A 16,244-nucleotide genomic window follows, 5' to 3' on the forward strand; every position below is an offset into this window, starting at 1 on the left:
ACTATACCATTATCCATGTAAACTTTAAAATACTTGATATTATAGCATGAAGTTTACACTTCTTGCATTTTTTTCGATTCAAGCTTAGTCTAAGTATACCAAAACAATTATTTATCATATAAAAGGACGATGAAAATGAATCACAAACCACTTGCCTATCGAATGCGACCAAATCATATTAATGAAATAATCGGGCAAGAACATTTAGTAGGAGAAGGAAAGATTTTAAAGCGAATGGTACAAGCAGAACGACTCGCATCCATGATTCTATATGGTCCTCCAGGTACTGGGAAAACCTCTATGGCCAACGCTCTAGCTAAAAGTCTTCATCTACAAGTACGATTATTGAATGCTGTCGTAGATAAGAAGAAAGATATGGAGATTGTTGTAGAAGAAGCGAAAATGTCTGGATCCATGGTACTAATCCTAGATGAAGTACATCGATTAGATAAAGCAAAACAGGATTTCCTTTTACCACATTTAGAAAGTAATCTGATTACATTAATAGGATGTACGACTAGCAATCCCTATCATGCCATTAATCCCGCAATTCGAAGTCGATGTCATTTGTTTGAATTACATGCGTTAACACCTAGTGACGTAAAAATTGCGATTAAGCGTGCCCTTACGGATGAAAAAAACGGTTATGGAAACCAATCAATTACGGTTTCAGAGGACGCTTTAGAGCATTTTTCACGTAGTTCTGGTGGAGACTTGCGCTCTGCTCTAAATGGTTTAGAACTTGCAGTCGCATCAACACCAATGAATGACCAGGACGAGATTATTATCGATTTATCCATTGCAGAAGAATGTATGCAGCGGAAGAGTTTCTCACATGATCGAGATGGCGATGCACATTATGATGTTTTGTCAGCCTTCCAAAAATCCATTCGTGGTAGTGATGTTGATGCTGCCTTACATTATTTAGGTAGATTAATTGAGGCAGGAGATTTAGATTCTATTGCGAGACGAATGATTGTGATAGCTTATGAAGACATTGGACTAGCGAATCCTCAAGCAGGACCGCGAGCTATTGCAGCAGTTCAAGCAGCAGAACGTATTGGTTTCCCAGAAGCACGTATACCTCTTGCAGTTGCTATCGTTGAATTGTGCCTTTCACCGAAGTCTAATACCGCCTATCAAGCACTCGATGCAGCTCTTGCAGATATTCGTAGTGGTAAGAGTGGTGAAATTCCAAACCATTTAAAAGATGCCCATTATCAAGGGGCAAAGAGTCTTGGAAGAGGGGTAGACTATAAATACCCGCATGATTATCCGGGAGCATGGGTTTACCAGCAATATTTACCAGATAGTCTTAAAAACAAGCAATATTATTATCCAAAAAATACAGGTAAATTCGAACAAGCTATGAAGCAAGTGTATGAGAAAATACTAAAAGAAAAAAAGAATCATTAAAAAACGATATTCGCTTGTTTTCTTGGGTTTCTAATGCAGGCTCAGAAAGAATGTAATGCTTCCTATCTATAAAATAAAAGCCATACTAAACTAGGTATTTATGATGAATACCTAGTTTTTTCATGCTAAAACGTATAAAAAAATCATCTCCCGTCTAAACTAATGAAAAGAAAACAAGACCTAAAAAGTCTGTTCAAAACTTTTTATCTAACGAACTTACTTTTTAGTAGCTAAATTACTAGTTAAAATCTATTGTTCTTAATTGAATTAGAGTAGGTATCGAAAAAGGAGATGAAACATTCATGACGAAAGTAAGACAGGATGCTTGGTCCCATGAAGACGATTTATTATTAGCTGAAACTGTATTACGACATATCCGTGAGGGAAGTACACAATTAAATGCATTTGAGGAAGTTGGCGATAAATTGAATCGCACTTCAGCAGCGTGTGGATTTAGGTGGAATGCCGAAATTCGCAAAAAATATATTAATGCAATTGATTTAGCTAAAAGACAACGAAAAGAAAAGAAACGTGCAATCGAAAAGGCGAAAAAAGTTAATAGACAACCTGTTATTACGTTTCAACCAAACTATGAATCCGTGCCTGTAGAAGAGACTCATAGTGAAAGTAGTAACATACCTCATAGTCCGGCTATGAATACACAATCTACTATTACATTTGAAACCGTAATTCAGTTTTTAAATCAATTAAAAAAAGATTACTATGCTTCTAATCAATCAAAAGCTACACTTGACCAAACACAGCGCGAAAATGCCATGTTAAAAGAACAGGTAATGAAGCTTGAGAAACAATTATCTGAAACCGAGCAGCAACTTGCTACAATTCAAGAAGATTATCAGGTGTTTGTACAAATTATGGAGCGTGCTAGAAAAATGACCGTTCTTGAGGATCAAGGTTCTTTCAAGGCACCAGCGTTTCGAATGGACAAGAATGGTAATTTAGAGCAAATTGCACAAGGTTCTAATTAAAATTAATATTGAAATTAAAAAACAGTTCAAATCGAATTGAGTAGTCTATAATATTTCAGAAAAAACGTTTGAACACATAAGAAAAACTGGGTGTATGCTGCATCCCAATTATTAGAATATTACTATCGTTGGGATGCAGTTTATAGTTTAACTATTATCTTACACTAATTGACAAATAAACGTATTCCGTTTTCCTGCTTCTTATACCTTCCTTTTATTTCTCCTATACCATCAACTGTAAGTGAATCAATATTTTCAATAGGATTTTCTTGTAAAATTAAATGTAATCTAGTAATATTTCGAACTCCCTCAATACAATGGGCTATTACAGGTTGTTGAAAAAGATAGTCTATATTGTTAATCCTTACTTTAATAAAGTTCTTGTGTAGCAGCCTATCCTCAAGTGGAACAATATTCATCGGGTCAAATGATACAGCCTCTATTTCACCTTCAATAAATAGATTAATCCCTTTTTGCTGCTCAAAGTTTTCAAATGAATATTTCCTTTGTTGCCTAACAAAATTAATTATATCCTCTGTTTCAGCGGTTATTTCCACATTATGTATTGTTTCATAGTTATCAGAGACATGTTTTATTAAATCATATAGTGTTTCTTTGTTGTCCCAAAAACTTTCCTTCCAATCTGGTAAAAAATCATCCAGTAATAAACACATTACCATACCTGAACTATAACAACTCTTCCGTAAATCTAAAGTAGAGTCAAATTTATCTATTAGATCCTTTCCATATTTTTTTACAATTGACTCGTATTCTAATGTGCTTTTCTCGGAGTAAGCCTTTAGTTCAACATACCAAGCAGGTCCTTCAATTGTTTCAATTAAATTTTCATATGTCAGATAGTCATTAATATTGGCTGCTCTTCTTTCTCTTAAGGTAACAAAAGTACGAAGATATTGTATCTTTTTAAATAAATCACCTTCTAATAAAGCATCGTAAAGAATAACCCTTTCCCGATTCCGTAACTCCACATTTTCTTCTGATAAAGGATAGGTAATTCCCATCATTTCATCTGGAAATCTACTTTCACCTTTAACATACTGAAACCCATGAAACAATTCATGTGTTACGATGGAAAATAATAATTCATAGTTGTCATACAATTCCATGTCCACTATTGCTGTTGGATATTCTTCATACAATATTAATGTACAGCCATTAAATTGATGATTCCTTTTTAATATTTGATATGTATTCTGTTGATTACTTTTGAATTTAGGATGATTATATAAATATACATGGCGATTATCATATAAAGCGAATGCAACCAATCTAAAGCTGGGCCAATAATTTTCTAGATTTACTTCTACCAAATCTAGCGAAATTCGATCAAGGTATTTATTCATTCGTTTTCAACTTCCTTCTAACAACTTATGGACTACTATTTACGGACGATTCTAACACCCATTTAGCATGAAATCTATTAGACTAAAGGTGTAAATAATGTCAGCCTAGAGATGTAGAAAAATTAATTTAGGAATAAACTTGTTCTGAATGATGCTGACTAATTCCCTTAATAACTTCAATTTTTACTAAAAGGAAACAAAAAAAGTGACCAATCTTAATGATCACCTTTCGGAACTGACTCACCCTACCCTACAGGTACTTTAATCTTTACTCAGGAGCGACTAGTTCAACTTTAATTCTATCTGGATCTTCAAAGTACACAGCGTAATGATTATCTCCACCTGCGTAAGGATGCATTTTTGGATAGAGAATGTTTATTCCCTTTTCTATTAATTCATCCGTCATTTTGTCTACATGTTGACGTGAGCTTGCATGAAACGCTAGATGATTAAGACCTACTCGACATCTATGGTAGGGAATATCTAAATATCTATCTTCTACTTGTACAAAAACTATGTAGGTGTCATCTATTTTCCAACTTTGTCCACTTTCCCATGCTTGAAAAGAAGTGTATCCTAATTCTTCAAGGAACCACCCCCAAAAATCTACTGTCCTTTTTATATCTGATACATATATTTCAATATGGTGAAGCAATCCCTTTGACAATAAAAACTCTCCCTACTTATTGCTATTTTCTATTTCTTCAAAAATAAAATATTATATTTTATTACAACTTAGATTATTGACCGTTTATTAATGTAACCCAATAATACTTTAAAATGACGATTTATTGTTAAGACGCCCCAGAAGCTAGAAACTTATGTATATTAATGCTAATAAAATGATCATCATTGAGTTTGTTTATTTTTCATCCGATGTTGGAACGACAAGGTCGCCGTAAACACAATTACTCCCCATAAAAACAACCCTACGGACCATCCTGTTATGATTAGAAACCATTTGGGTAATTTCTCCCCCCACGAAGTCATGAGAGTTAAAGCAAATAAGGATGCCAGTATAGCCAAGATAGCTGTAAAATCTATTCCTAAGCTATGTAATGCATACAAAAAGGAAGATTCTTCCTTTAAGATATCACCAAACCCAGCTATACCTTGTGCAGCTTGTTTAGTTGTAAGTCCCACCGTTGCACCCCACGCCCAAAGCGACTTTAATATTGCATACGGTAACAAGGATAGAGCAGCAACATAGCCCCTTTAGATAAGTAAGTTTTATCAGATTTCTCTAACCTTATGTGTTTCTCATCTTTTAAGCTCAAAAAACTATCTCCCTTCTCTCAAATACGTCACCACTTCGCCAGTATGTTTATTACATATGAAACAATCACTCATCCAAATCTCTCCATTCTTTTCTTTGGATTATATAACAATTCTGAAAATATTGGAAATTATTTCAAGGAAAGATAACTAGATTAGTATAGCTTACTTATGAAGACAGATAGTATTTTGGGTTTCCATCCTATTGATAAAAAAGTGGTTAGATTCCACGAGAATCTAACCACTAATTTTCTATGTATGACATCAATCCCAATCATGCCGTCTATAGCAAAGTTTTGATCCCCGCGTCACACAGGTGGGTGCCTTATTTTGCATTTTATACGTCCTCTTACTAGAGGCGTGTATGCCACACAAAAACAGACAGGCTCCCTTTTTCATACTGTTCGGTCAAAACATATTTTATAGACTAACATATTAGGATTGATTTAATTCGTAATGCATTACGTTTGTAAATTTATCTTAACACACGCATACCCCTGCGTTCAACATCTCTTTATATGAAGTATTCGTTACAATTATTACGATTTATAAACAGTTGAATTTACTCATCATAATTTTTCATGTAACTGAATAGATAATTCAGTTAGCTGTGATTCACTTACCGGACTTGGTGCGTTTGTAAGTAAGTCAGAAGCTGAAGCTGTTTTAGGGAATAGAATCGTATCACGTAAATTACTTCTACCAGTTAATAACATAACGATTCGGTCTAATCCTAGAGCAATACCACCGTGTGGCGGTGCTCCATATTCAAGTGCCTCTAATAAAAATCCAAATTGTTCTTTTGCTTCTTCTTCGGTAAACCCGAGGACTTTAAACATTTCATTCTGTACTTCACGTTTATAGATACGAATCGACCCACCACCAAGTTCATAGCCGTTTAAGACAAGATCATAAGCATTAGCACGTACACTACTTGGATCTGTTCTAAGCTTTTCAAAGTCTTCTTCAAAAGGCATTGTGAATGGATGGTGTGCTGCGAAATAACGACCTAGTTCTTCGTCATATTCTAGTAATGGCCAATCCGTCACCCATAAGAAGTTGAATTTACTTTCATCGATAAGACCTAGTTCTTTCCCTAGCTTTAATCGTAGTGCACCTAAGCTGTCATAAACTACAGAACTTTTGTCCGCTACAAACAATAATAAATCACCATCTGAAGCTTCTGCCTTCTCCATTAAACCTTGCTTTTCGTCATCAGAGATAAACTTCGCAATAGGTCCTTTCAATTCTTCGCCTTCTACCTTTAGCCATGCTAAGCCCTTAGCACCATAAACTTTCACAAACTCTGTAAGTTTATCAATATCCTTACGAGAGAAGTTGGCTGCTTCTCCTTTTACATTTAGAAGCGCAACATTTCCACCACTCTCGATTGCTCCTTGGAATACTTTAAAGTCTGAATTAGCTAGTAAATCAGCTACATGAATTAATTCCAGTTCAAAACGAGTATCTGGCTTATCAGAACCAAAGCGATCCATTGCTTCTTGGTATGGCATACGCTGTAATGGTAGTTCAATATCGACATCATTTACTTCTTTCATAACCTTTTTCATCATGTGCTCTGTCATCGCCATAATATCATCGCTACTCATAAATGAAGTCTCAATATCAATTTGAGTAAATTCTGGCTGACGATCTGCACGTAAATCCTCATCACGGAAACAACGAGCTATTTGATAATATCTTTCGAATCCACTCATCATGATTAACTGTTTAAATAATTGAGGGGATTGTGGTAATGCATAAAACTCACCCGGATGAACTCTACTTGGGACTAAGTAATCACGAGCTCCCTCTGGCGTACTTTTGGTTAGGATTGGAGTTTCCATTTCAAGAAATCCTTCATCATTCAAGTAATTACGAACAACCTGTGTAATTTGATGACGTTTTTTAAATGTTTCTTGTAGTGCTCCTCGGCGTAAATCTATATAACGGTATTTTAGTCGAAGATCCTCCGCAACGTCCGTTTCATCTTGGATTAAAAATGGAGGGGTTTTAGATTTATTAAGTACTTGTACCTCGGTAGCCATGACTTCAATTGTTCCAGTGGACATTAGTGGATTAATCGTACTTTCATCACGTAAAACAACCTGGCCTTTCACCTGGATAACATATTCACTACGAACTGATTCTGCGATAGTAAGGGCTTCCTGATGGTCAGGATTGAATACAACTTGAACAACCCCTGATTTATCACGAAGATCAATAAAGATTAGACCACCTAAATCTCTTCGTTTTTGTACCCAACCTTTCAGCATTATAACTTTATCAACATCTGATTCTAAAATTGTTCCTGCAAGTACTCTTTCACTCATCCTATTTTCCTCCTAGTAGCTTATCCTGCAATGTTGTTACTAATTGTTCAAGAGATATTTCTAACTGTTCACCAGTTGCCATCTCTTTCACGTTAATAACCTGTTTTTGTAATTCATCTTCACCTAAGATTAATACATATTTCGCTTTGTAACGATCAGCTGCTTTAAACTGAGCCTTTATTTTACGTCCTTGATAATCTTGATCAACTTGGATTCCGTTTTGGCGAAGTTCATGAATCAAACGTACTGCTTCCTTCTTTGTTTCCTCCCCAACGGAAACTAGGAAACAATCTAACTCGTCTTCTACCGGGATGGTTATATTCTCTGCGTCTAGAGCCATTAATAACCGTTCTATCCCCATACCGAAACCAATACCAGGAGTTGCTGGACCACCTAGTTGTTCCACAAGGCCATTATACCTACCACCACCAGCAAGTGTTGTAATGGCGCCAAATCCTTCTGCCTCACTCATAATTTCAAATGCAGTATGATTATAATAATCTAGACCTCTTACAAGCCTAGGATCTACTTCATACTGGATGCCCATCAAATCTAGATAACTCTTCACATCTTCAAAGTATTGTTTTGATTCGTCATTAAGATAATCTAAAATAGATGGTGCCGTGTTCATAGAAGGATGATCTCTGTCCACTTTACAATCAAGAACCCTCATCGGATTTTGTTCGAGACGTAACTGACAATCCTTACACAGTTCGTCTTTATGTGGTGTGAAGTGATTAATTAGCGCTTCTCGATGGTCTTTTCTACTTTCTGTATCGCCTAATGAATTGATAACTAGTTTTAAGGATGTTAAACCCAATTTTTGTATACAGTCATCGCTAAATCAATCACCTCTGCATCTACTGCAGGATCAGAACTACCAAGCACCTCTACTCCAAATTGATTTAGTTGACGCATTCTTCCCTGCTGTGGGCGTTCGTAACGAAACATCGATGCAAAATAAAATAGTTTTACCGGCTGATTAGGTTCACCATATAATTTATTTTCAACAAAAGCACGGGTAACAGAAGCCGTTCCCTCCGGTCGTAAGGTCAAGCTTCTACCTCCACGATCTTCAAATGTATACATTTCTTTTTGTACGATATCCGTTGAGTCTCCTACACCTCGCGAAAACACTTCAGTATGTTCAAATAAAGGTGTTCTAATTTCGTCATAATGAAAATTATCACAAATTCCTTTAATTTTATTTTCAACATATTGCCATTTTTTTGCATCCTTTGGCAGGATATCTACTGTACCCCTAGGCGCTTTAATATTCATTGTTTATCCTCCTTAAAAATTTCCCATATGTATTAGAAATATCCGATTTAATCTTCCTTAGTTTCGTGTGTATACGAACAGGTAAATTTCACTGGTTATCAAGGACTATATTCTAGTTAATCGGGTACATATTCCCATGTACTGGGACTATGTTTTATCATCGCGGGCACAATTTCCTCCGCATACAAAAAACTCCCGTCCCCTAAAAAAGGGACGAGAGTTACCCGCGTTGCCACCCTAGTTGATGCAATACTGCATCCTCTTTACACAGTTAACGCCTGCAAAACGTCTATATTTACTAGTTTGATCGTTCAATATAGATCCTTAGGAATGTCTTTCACTAGAAGTCATGTCAAAATGCTTTCAGCCTAGGGCATTTTGTCTCTATTCATGAACATTGCTAGTTACTTTTTCCTTCATCGGAGTTTTCATTATCGGACATATTACTTGAATGAATAATATCATAATGTTTTAAGGATAGATTGTCAAGTACGATTAATCTTTTTCTTTAAAGCTTTCACTTCTCCTAAAGAAATACCTAACTCTTGTGCAATCTCCATGTGACCAGAAGATTCCTCCATCTCAATAAACCGATGTAAATTGACACCGAAAATATCTCGATTATTATGGGACCCCCATTGTTTCTCATTCATTCGCATCTTGTCCAGCCTCCTTCATTTTCATAAGACTAGTTTTGCCTATTTCTACATTTTTTATTAGAATAGAAAAGTACTTAACGATTTAATGAAAATTGGAGGCATACATTTGCGATATTCTAAATTATTAACCGTCTTCCTGTGCTTAATACTTTTAACCATGAACTCAACCATTGTTGCTAGTACCAAGGAAGCAATTATAAAAGAAAACAATGTAAACCTTAGAAGTGGTCCTGGTATTACATATGAAAAAGTGGGACAAGTTCATAAAGATGAAACCTATGCTATCCGTGATCAGGCAGATGGTTGGGTAGAGATCCAGCTTGATAGGGAATCTGGCTGGGTATCCAGCGAATTTGTAAGCATGGAAGTGGATAACGTTTCAGCAGAAGCAGGAGCAAGTCAATCTCTAATTCTTACCGTTCCGATAGATAAAACACATATTAGAAGTGGTCCCTCTACGGAAAACGATATCATCCACTTCGCGAGTGAAGGGGATGAAATACAAGTTATGGATGAAGTAGATGACTGGTACAAAATAAAATTAAATGATATAGAAGGGTATATTTATAAAGACCTCTTAAAAGAGAAAGCCAAGTCAGATACGGAAGGATTAAAAGGAAAAACTATTGTCATTGATCCTGGTCATGGTGGTAATGATTCAGGTGCTATAAGTGCAAGTGATGCATTAGAAAAGGATATTACCTATAAAACTGCAGAGATATTAGCACAGGAATTAACTACATTAGGAGCTAACGTGATCTTGACTCGTGATCAAGAAACCTTTGTTTCCTTATCAAGTAGAGCAACTGTGTCCAATACAATGAGTGCTGATGCGTTTATCAGCTTACACTATAATAGTATACCTAACATTCCGAATGCCACTGGAATTAACACTTATTATTACCATGAACAGTATGAGCCTTTAGCAAGATATATTCAGCAAGAGGTTATTAAAGAAACAGTGGATCGTGATCGAGGGGTAGGTTTCGGTGACTTTCAAGTTATTCGCCAAAATCTAATGCCAGGAGTTTTAATTGAGTTAGGTTTTATTTCAAATCCTGAAATTGATCAACTTTTAGCCACAAATGCGTATCAAAAGAAAATGGTTTCTGGTATTGTGAATGGAATACAGCGATATTTTGCCCAATAAAAAATAGGAGGAATTCCCCTCCTATTTTTCTTTGCTATCTATAATTAACGTCACTGGTCCTACATTAGTAAGGCTAACATTCATCATGGCACCAAATTCCCCTGATTCGACCTTCAATCCTTCTTCACGAAGCAAGGCATTAAATTGCTCATAAAGCGTGTTTGCTTGCTCTGGTCTAGCAGCTTGCATGAAATTTGGTCTTCTCCCTTTTCGAGTATCTCCATATAATGTGAATTGTGAGATTGACAGAATAGCACCATTAACATCCTTCAACGATAAATTCATCTTGTCATTATCATCTTCAAATACTCGCAAATGGCTGATTTTATTCACTAGATACTTGGCGTCCTCTATCGTGTCGTCATGCGTGACACCTAAAAGCACCACAAATCCGTTTTCTATCTCTCCGACTAGCTTTTCTTTAACGGTAACTTTAGCGTCCTTAGCACGCTGAATAACAGCTCTCATCGCTATATCTCCTTTTATCTGAAATTTATGTAAAAAGCCCCATCATGTAATGGGGCTAGTGAATCGTACGTGTTACTGCATAGACGTCTTTAATTTGTTTAATACGATCGACTATTTTTCGTAAATGGTTTGTATTATGAATCAGAATAGTGAGCTGTATAATGGCCATTTTATTACGATCTGACCTACCATTAACATGTGTAATATTGGTTTTTGTTTCATTGACAGCTTGAAGGACTTCATTCAATAAGCCCCTACGATCGTATCCTGATATCTCTAAATCTACATGGTAATGTTTCTGTGTTTGATCTTCTTCCCATTCCACATGTAAATGCCGTTCCTTTGCTTCTTCTGTTTGCACATTTGGACAATCACTGCGATGGACGGAAACACCGCGGCCTTTTGTGATGTACCCAATTATTTCATCCCCTGGGACAGGGTTACAGCATTTTGAAAGTCGTACAAGTAAATTCTCTACACCTTCAACAATAACGCCAGAGTCCTTCTTATACTTTTTCGTTTCTTTAAATTCGCTTTTAGCTCCCTCTAATGTTTGGGCAAGGTCTTGTTCTTTTTGACGAGTCAATCGAATTTTATCGGTTAATCTGGTAGCTACTAGTGCTGCTGTTATTCCTTGATAACCAACAGCAGCATATAAGTCTTCATCAGAAGTAAAATTAAACCGTTCATAAACACGCTTTAAGTTTTCCTCTGTCAAAGCTTCTTTTGGATCGATACCAAGAGCTCGAATTTCTTTTTCAACCAAGTCTTTCCCTTTAATAATATTTTCATCACGACGCTGTTTCTTAAAAAATTGTCTTATTTTATTCTTTGCTTGAGAGGTCTGCGTTATCTTCAACCAATCCTGTGATGGACCATAGGAATGTTTTGAAGTAAGTACCTCGATGATGTCCCCATTTTTTAATTGATAATCTAACGGTTCCATCTTGCCATTAATCTTGGCACCAATTGTTTGGTTTCCGATTTCTGTATGGATACGATAGGCAAAGTCAAGTGGTATAGATCCAGAAGGAAGTTCAATAACATCTCCTTTTGGTGTAAATACATAAACCATATCAGAAAATAAGTCAATTTTAAGAGACTCTACGAATTCTTCCGCATCATGTGTTTCGTTTTGCCATTCTAATATTTCTCTAAACCAGGATAATTTCTCCTCAAAGGTCTTTTTATCGTTATTAATCTGTTTTCCTTCTTTGTAAGCCCAATGAGCTGCGATACCATATTCAGCAATCTCATGCATTTCCTTCGTACGGATTTGAACCTCTAATGGATCCCCTTTTGGTCCAATGACGGTAGTATGAAGAGACTGGTATAGATTTTGTTTAGGCATGGCGATATAATCTTTAAATCTACCTGGCATTGGCTTCCAACAGGTGTGTATAATACCAAGAACCGCATAACAGTCTTTAATACTATTTACTAACACTCTCACTGCTAGTAAGTCATATATCTCATTGAATTGCTTGTTTTGCTTCACCATCTTTTGGTAAATACTATAAAGATGTTTAGGTCTACCAGATATTTCCGCTTCAATATTCAACTCTTCTAATTGATCAGAAACCTCTTGAATAACCTCATCAATATACGATACACGCTGATCACGTTTTTGTTTCATTAGCTGTACAATACGATAATATTGTTGAGGATTTAAATACCGTAAAGCAGTGTCCTCGAGTTCCCATTTGATAGTTGAGATTCCTAGACGATGAGCTAAAGGTGCAAATATTTCCAGTGTTTCATTTGCTTTGATACGTTGCTTTTCTGGAGGTAAATGTTTTAAAGTTCGCATATTATGCAGTCTATCCGCCAATTTAATTAAAATGACACGGATATCCTTTGCCATTGCAACAAACATTTTACGGTGATTTTCTGCTTGTTGTGCTTCTTTTGACTTATATTTAATTTTACCTAGCTTTGTCACTCCATCAACAAGCATGGCAACCTCTTTATTAAATTCTTCCTCTATCATTTCAAGTGTTATATCGGTATCCTCTACAACATCATGTAAAAAACCACCCGCAATTGTTTCAGGATCCATCTTCAGATCTACTAGGATCCCTGCAACTTGAATCGGATGAATAATATATGCTTCACCAGATTTGCGGAATTGACCTTCATGAGCCTTTTCAGCATATTGATAAGCTCGAATAATGAAATGGATATCCTCTTCTGAAAGATAGCTACGAGCCTTTTCTATTAAATTATCGATTGTTATATTTTCATTTTTCGCCATTATATCACCTTTAATTGTAGAAGATACTTTTCTTACTAGTATCAGAAAAAATAAGCTAAATGTAAAGGAAAAGTTCTAAAAACCAAGAATTTCCTCATATTATGACGAAAATTCTTCATTTTTAGATCTATATCTTAACTTATTATTCATTACCTTATTAGAATAGGTCTGAGGCGGAATTTCACCATCAGACCTAATATCCTCTTAATATTTCATTAATGTAAGTACATCATAGCCTTTAAGCTTTTCAAGACCGTCTAAATATGTTAACTCAATTAAGAAGGCACAACCAACTACAATACCGCCTAGCTCTTCTACCAGTTTTATAGTAGCTTCGATTGTACCACCTGTTGCTAATAAATCATCTGTAATAAGAACACGTTGACCTGGTTTAATAGCATCCTTATGAATAGTCAATACATTCTCACCGTATTCAAGACCATAATCCACTTTAATCACTTCACGTGGTAGCTTACCCTCTTTTCTTACAGGTGCAAATCCTACTTCAAGTGCATAGGAAACTGGACATCCAACAATAAATCCTCTTGCTTCTGGTCCGACTACAAGATCAATATTTTTTTCTTTTGCGAATTCAACTATTTCATCTACCGCTGATTTGAAGGCTTTTCCATTATCCATTAATGGTGTAATATCTTTAAATTCGATACCTTCTTTTGGCCAATTTGGTACTATTTTTATATATTTTTTATAATCCATGGGTAACTTCCTCCTTAGGTTTATCCAACAATCCCATACACTCTTGAAACCATTTTACAAGTTCATCATATGTTGCATAGTAGAGTGTCTTTTCAATTTCAATCTGCTTTAACTTATGTTGATAAATACTAGCCTCCATCAAGTCTTTTTTCTGGGGCGTATTATTTACATGAATGATGCTATCATTTATAGTAACAAATTCTAATTCAGAAAACACTTCTAACATAAAGCGTACTTTGTCTTCTGTCCACCCTCTTGCGTTCAATATCGCATGTAGTTCTTTCCTAATGTCTAATTCTTTTCTTTTCCAAATTAACGAGTACAATAATTTAAAATCATCTCTTGTTGGTAGAGAAGACATATAGGCACTGTTCTCCGTATAGAAACAAGCATGAATACTGACAGGTTTAGTCTTTTGAATCACCATTTTAAACTCTTCTATATCTGGAGGGAGATCAAATAGATAAATAACTTCTATCTCTTCTTGTACGTTCATCGCTTCTCGATATGTTACTTTTCTTACCTGTTCTGGGAATGTATTGGTGGCACCATTCTTGTCATCATACAATATCATATGCTTCTTAAATTGATGAAGATAGTTGGTTACGTCCGTATGTTTTTTTCCACGATGGTCAAATAATTGCCAGTGGTCAATTTTCAAATCCTCGATAACAATTTGAGGCTTTCTCATACCATTCCACTCATTAATACTTAATTCACCTACTATGGCCACTGTAGCCTGAGGAGAGATAAAAGAGTACAACTCTCCCATACCAAATCCGATACCTTCTAATGAGTATTGTTGATCTTTAAATAATAGCTTTAGATGTTTTTTTTGATTCCCTAGTTGGCGAACATCATTAGGTCGATAAGCAATATGAAATTTAGGTTTCGGATTTTTCATTCCAAATGGTGCCAATTGACTAATTTCATCAATAAGGGCTTCACTAATATCCGATAGTTTTAATGATTTGCTTATTTGAATTTCCTGTTTAAAATCTTCTTTCGTAAGTTCTTGACCAATGATATGATCCAGTTTATCTTCTAGTATTTCCACATTTTCAAGTGGTAAGGTCATCCCTGCTGCTTGAGCATGTCCACCAAAATGGGTGAATACTTCTTTAAAGCTCATACAGCTTTGAAATAAATCAAATGCCGGTATACTTCTAGCTGAGCCTTTTGCGGTTCCGTTCTCTTCATTGATTGCTAGTACAATTGCTGGTCGATCGTACTTCCTAACTAACCTGGAAGCAACAATCCCAAGAACACCCTCATTCCAGCCTTGCTTTGCAACTACTATAACACCTTTTTTTCATCAATTTCTACTTGTTCCTCTACCTCTTTCACAATAGAAGCTACAATTTGTTGTCGTTCAACATTTAGTTGTTGGACCATTTCGGCAAGTTGTTCCGCCTCTTCCCGATCATCTGACATTAGGAGTTGTACAGCAAGATCAGCGTCTTGCAGTCTCCCAACAGCATTTAATCGAGGACCAATTAGGAATCCAATATCCTCTTCTGTAACATTTCCTTCCAGTTTACATTGCTTCTTCAAAGCAAGTAGCCCTTCTCTTCTAGTAACGGATAATTTTCGCAAACCGTAGTATGCTAGAATTCGGTTCTCACCAACCAACGGAACTAAGTCAGCGATAGTACCGATTACGACTAAGTCCAGAAATTGCTCTGGAAAATATCCTAAGAGCGCCTGAGCAAATTTGAAAGCTACACCAGCACCTGCTAATTCTTTAAAGGAGTAATCTGGAGAGCATTTCGGATGTATGATTGCTAGAGCCTCTGGTAGTTCGTCTTGAGGTTCATGGTGGTCCGTAATGATTAAATCTAGGCCGATCTCTTTTGCGACCTTTGCCTCATGTACGGAAGCAATTCCTGTATCTACTGTTATGATTAATTGAAATCCATCATCATATGCTCTGCGAAAAGCTGCTTCATTTGGACCATACCCCTCCGTAAAACGATTCGGGATATAAAAGTCACATTCGGCTCCTAGCTCTTGTAAAGCCTTTATTAGTATTGTTGTAGAAGTTACTCCATCAGCATCATAATCACCAAAGACCAGAATCTTTTCTCGATTTTGGATTGCTCGTATAACCCTATCTCTTGCTATATCCATAGATGCTAGTTGTTCAGGATTAATTAAATCTTCTAGCGAGGGGGATAGGAATTTTTGTATCTCTTCACTAGTTTTGATGCCTCGTTGTATTAAAAGTTCTTTTATCACGGGGGATAATTTTACTTCTTCATCTTCTATAAGCGTTGTATGTTCCTGTAGTTTTAAAAAATTCCAATTAGACTTACTTTGTAACATAATTTCACCCCTG

The 16,244-nt window shown here is 36.0% G+C and carries 12 protein-coding genes, 1 other RNA gene, 2 pseudogenes and 1 other annotated feature; of the genes and pseudogenes, 3 read left to right on the top strand and 12 right to left on the bottom strand.

Annotated elements, in window-relative coordinates:
* Window positions 1-135 precede the first annotated feature (135 nt).
* Together G5W_RS0118400 and G5W_RS0118405 are read left to right on the top strand one after the other, a co-directional pair.
* Window positions 136-1,416 carry a replication-associated recombination protein A gene (locus G5W_RS0118400; protein WP_010098967.1) on the top strand — a complete coding sequence of 427 codons (1,281 nt, stop codon included), beginning with the start codon at window positions 136-138 and terminating at the stop codon, window positions 1,414-1,416.
* A 302-nt stretch (window positions 1,417-1,718) separates the two neighbouring features.
* Entirely contained in the window at window positions 1,719-2,405 is a 687-nt protein-coding gene (locus tag G5W_RS0118405) for an RsfA family transcriptional regulator (RefSeq protein ID WP_010098968.1), read from the top strand.
* Between the two features lie 164 nt (window positions 2,406-2,569).
* Here the strand turns inward: G5W_RS0118405 and G5W_RS0118410 are convergent, their stop codons facing one another.
* The 7 genes and pseudogenes from G5W_RS0118410 to G5W_RS24010 all read right to left on the bottom strand — a co-directional run bounded on the left by G5W_RS0118410 (window position 2,570) and on the right by G5W_RS24010 (window position 9,317).
* Entirely contained in the window at window positions 2,570-3,769 is a 1,200-nt protein-coding gene (locus G5W_RS0118410) for a hypothetical protein (protein ID WP_010098969.1), read from the bottom strand.
* A 268-nt stretch (window positions 3,770-4,037) separates the two neighbouring features.
* Window positions 4,038-4,436 carry a VOC family protein gene (locus G5W_RS0118415; protein ID WP_010098970.1) on the bottom strand — a complete coding sequence of 133 codons (399 nt, stop codon included), beginning with the start codon at window positions 4,434-4,436 and terminating at the stop codon, window positions 4,038-4,040.
* A 182-nt stretch (window positions 4,437-4,618) separates the two neighbouring features.
* A pseudogene (locus G5W_RS22540) lies at window positions 4,619-5,046 on the bottom strand (hypothetical protein).
* 261 nt (window positions 5,047-5,307) lie between these two features.
* A non-coding RNA gene (gene ssrS, locus G5W_RS23465) (6S RNA) lies at window positions 5,308-5,489 on the bottom strand.
* 124 nt (window positions 5,490-5,613) lie between these two features.
* Window positions 5,614-7,377 carry an aspartate--tRNA ligase gene (aspS, locus tag G5W_RS0118425; protein ID WP_010098972.1) on the bottom strand — a complete coding sequence of 588 codons (1,764 nt, stop codon included), beginning with the start codon at window positions 7,375-7,377 and terminating at the stop codon, window positions 5,614-5,616.
* Between the two features lies 1 nt (window position 7,378).
* Window positions 7,379-8,658: pseudogene (hisS, locus tag G5W_RS22545) on the bottom strand (histidine--tRNA ligase).
* A gap of 206 nt (window positions 8,659-8,864) precedes the next feature.
* Window positions 8,865-9,087: a binding site (T-box leader), on the bottom strand.
* Window positions 9,088-9,143: 56 nt separating this feature from the next.
* On the bottom strand, window positions 9,144-9,317 hold the full coding sequence (locus G5W_RS24010) for a hypothetical protein (protein WP_010098973.1): 174 nt from the start codon (window positions 9,315-9,317) through the stop codon (window positions 9,144-9,146).
* 106 nt (window positions 9,318-9,423) lie between these two features.
* On the opposite strand from G5W_RS24010, the gene G5W_RS0118440 reads away from it, so the two are divergent.
* Window positions 9,424-10,467 carry an N-acetylmuramoyl-L-alanine amidase family protein gene (locus G5W_RS0118440; RefSeq protein WP_010098974.1) on the top strand — a complete coding sequence of 348 codons (1,044 nt, stop codon included), beginning with the start codon at window positions 9,424-9,426 and terminating at the stop codon, window positions 10,465-10,467.
* A 21-nt stretch (window positions 10,468-10,488) separates the two neighbouring features.
* Here G5W_RS0118440 and dtd read toward each other — a convergent pair whose 3' ends face one another.
* The 5 genes from dtd to G5W_RS24745 all read right to left on the bottom strand — a co-directional run bounded on the left by dtd (window position 10,489) and on the right by G5W_RS24745 (window position 16,231).
* A complete protein-coding gene (dtd, locus tag G5W_RS0118445; protein ID WP_010098975.1) occupies window positions 10,489-10,935 on the bottom strand; it encodes a D-aminoacyl-tRNA deacylase in 447 nt (148 codons plus the stop codon).
* Between the two features lie 55 nt (window positions 10,936-10,990).
* Window positions 10,991-13,189, bottom strand: coding sequence for a RelA/SpoT family protein (locus tag G5W_RS0118450; protein ID WP_010098976.1), 2,199 nt, complete (start codon window positions 13,187-13,189; stop codon window positions 10,991-10,993).
* 204 nt (window positions 13,190-13,393) lie between these two features.
* On the bottom strand, window positions 13,394-13,906 hold the full coding sequence (locus G5W_RS0118455; RefSeq protein WP_010098977.1) for an adenine phosphoribosyltransferase: 513 nt from the start codon (window positions 13,904-13,906) through the stop codon (window positions 13,394-13,396).
* Window positions 13,896-15,206 (bottom strand): single-stranded-DNA-specific exonuclease C-terminal domain-containing protein, encoded by a 1,311-nt coding sequence (locus tag G5W_RS24740; RefSeq protein WP_337445698.1) that lies wholly within the window; start codon window positions 15,204-15,206, stop codon window positions 13,896-13,898. Before G5W_RS24740 ends, G5W_RS0118455 begins: the two co-directional genes overlap by 11 nt.
* On the bottom strand, window positions 15,203-16,231 hold the full coding sequence (locus tag G5W_RS24745; RefSeq protein WP_337445694.1) for a single-stranded-DNA-specific exonuclease RecJ: 1,029 nt from the start codon (window positions 16,229-16,231) through the stop codon (window positions 15,203-15,205). Before G5W_RS24745 ends, G5W_RS24740 begins: the two co-directional genes overlap by 4 nt.
* Between the last annotated feature and the right edge of the window lie 13 nt (window positions 16,232-16,244).

It is taken from the genome of Ornithinibacillus scapharcae TW25 (genome assembly GCF_000190475.1).
In the GTDB taxonomy this organism is placed as follows: domain Bacteria; phylum Bacillota; class Bacilli; order Bacillales; family Amphibacillaceae; genus Ornithinibacillus; species Ornithinibacillus scapharcae.

What these genes read in the sequence shown, in the direction of transcription:
- G5W_RS0118400 (WP_010098967.1), top strand. Translation starts at nt 136, where the DNA reads ATGAATCACAAACCACTTGCCTATCGAATGCGACCAAATCATATTAAT.
- G5W_RS0118405 (WP_010098968.1), top strand. Translation starts at nt 1,719, where the DNA reads ATGACGAAAGTAAGACAGGATGCTTGGTCCCATGAAGACGATTTATTA.
- G5W_RS0118410 (WP_010098969.1), bottom strand. Translation starts at nt 3,769, where the DNA reads ATGAATAAATACCTTGATCGAATTTCGCTAGATTTGGTAGAAGTAAAT.
- aspS (WP_010098972.1), bottom strand. Translation starts at nt 7,377, where the DNA reads ATGAGTGAAAGAGTACTTGCAGGAACAATTTTAGAATCAGATGTTGAT.
- G5W_RS24010 (WP_010098973.1), bottom strand. Translation starts at nt 9,317, where the DNA reads ATGCGAATGAATGAGAAACAATGGGGGTCCCATAATAATCGAGATATT.
- dtd (WP_010098975.1), bottom strand. Translation starts at nt 10,935, where the DNA reads ATGAGAGCTGTTATTCAGCGTGCTAAGGACGCTAAAGTTACCGTTAAA.
- G5W_RS0118450 (WP_010098976.1), bottom strand. Translation starts at nt 13,189, where the DNA reads ATGGCGAAAAATGAAAATATAACAATCGATAATTTAATAGAAAAGGCT.
- G5W_RS0118455 (WP_010098977.1), bottom strand. Translation starts at nt 13,906, where the DNA reads ATGGATTATAAAAAATATATAAAAATAGTACCAAATTGGCCAAAAGAA.
- G5W_RS24745 (WP_337445694.1), bottom strand. Translation starts at nt 16,231, where the DNA reads ATGTTACAAAGTAAGTCTAATTGGAATTTTTTAAAACTACAGGAACAT.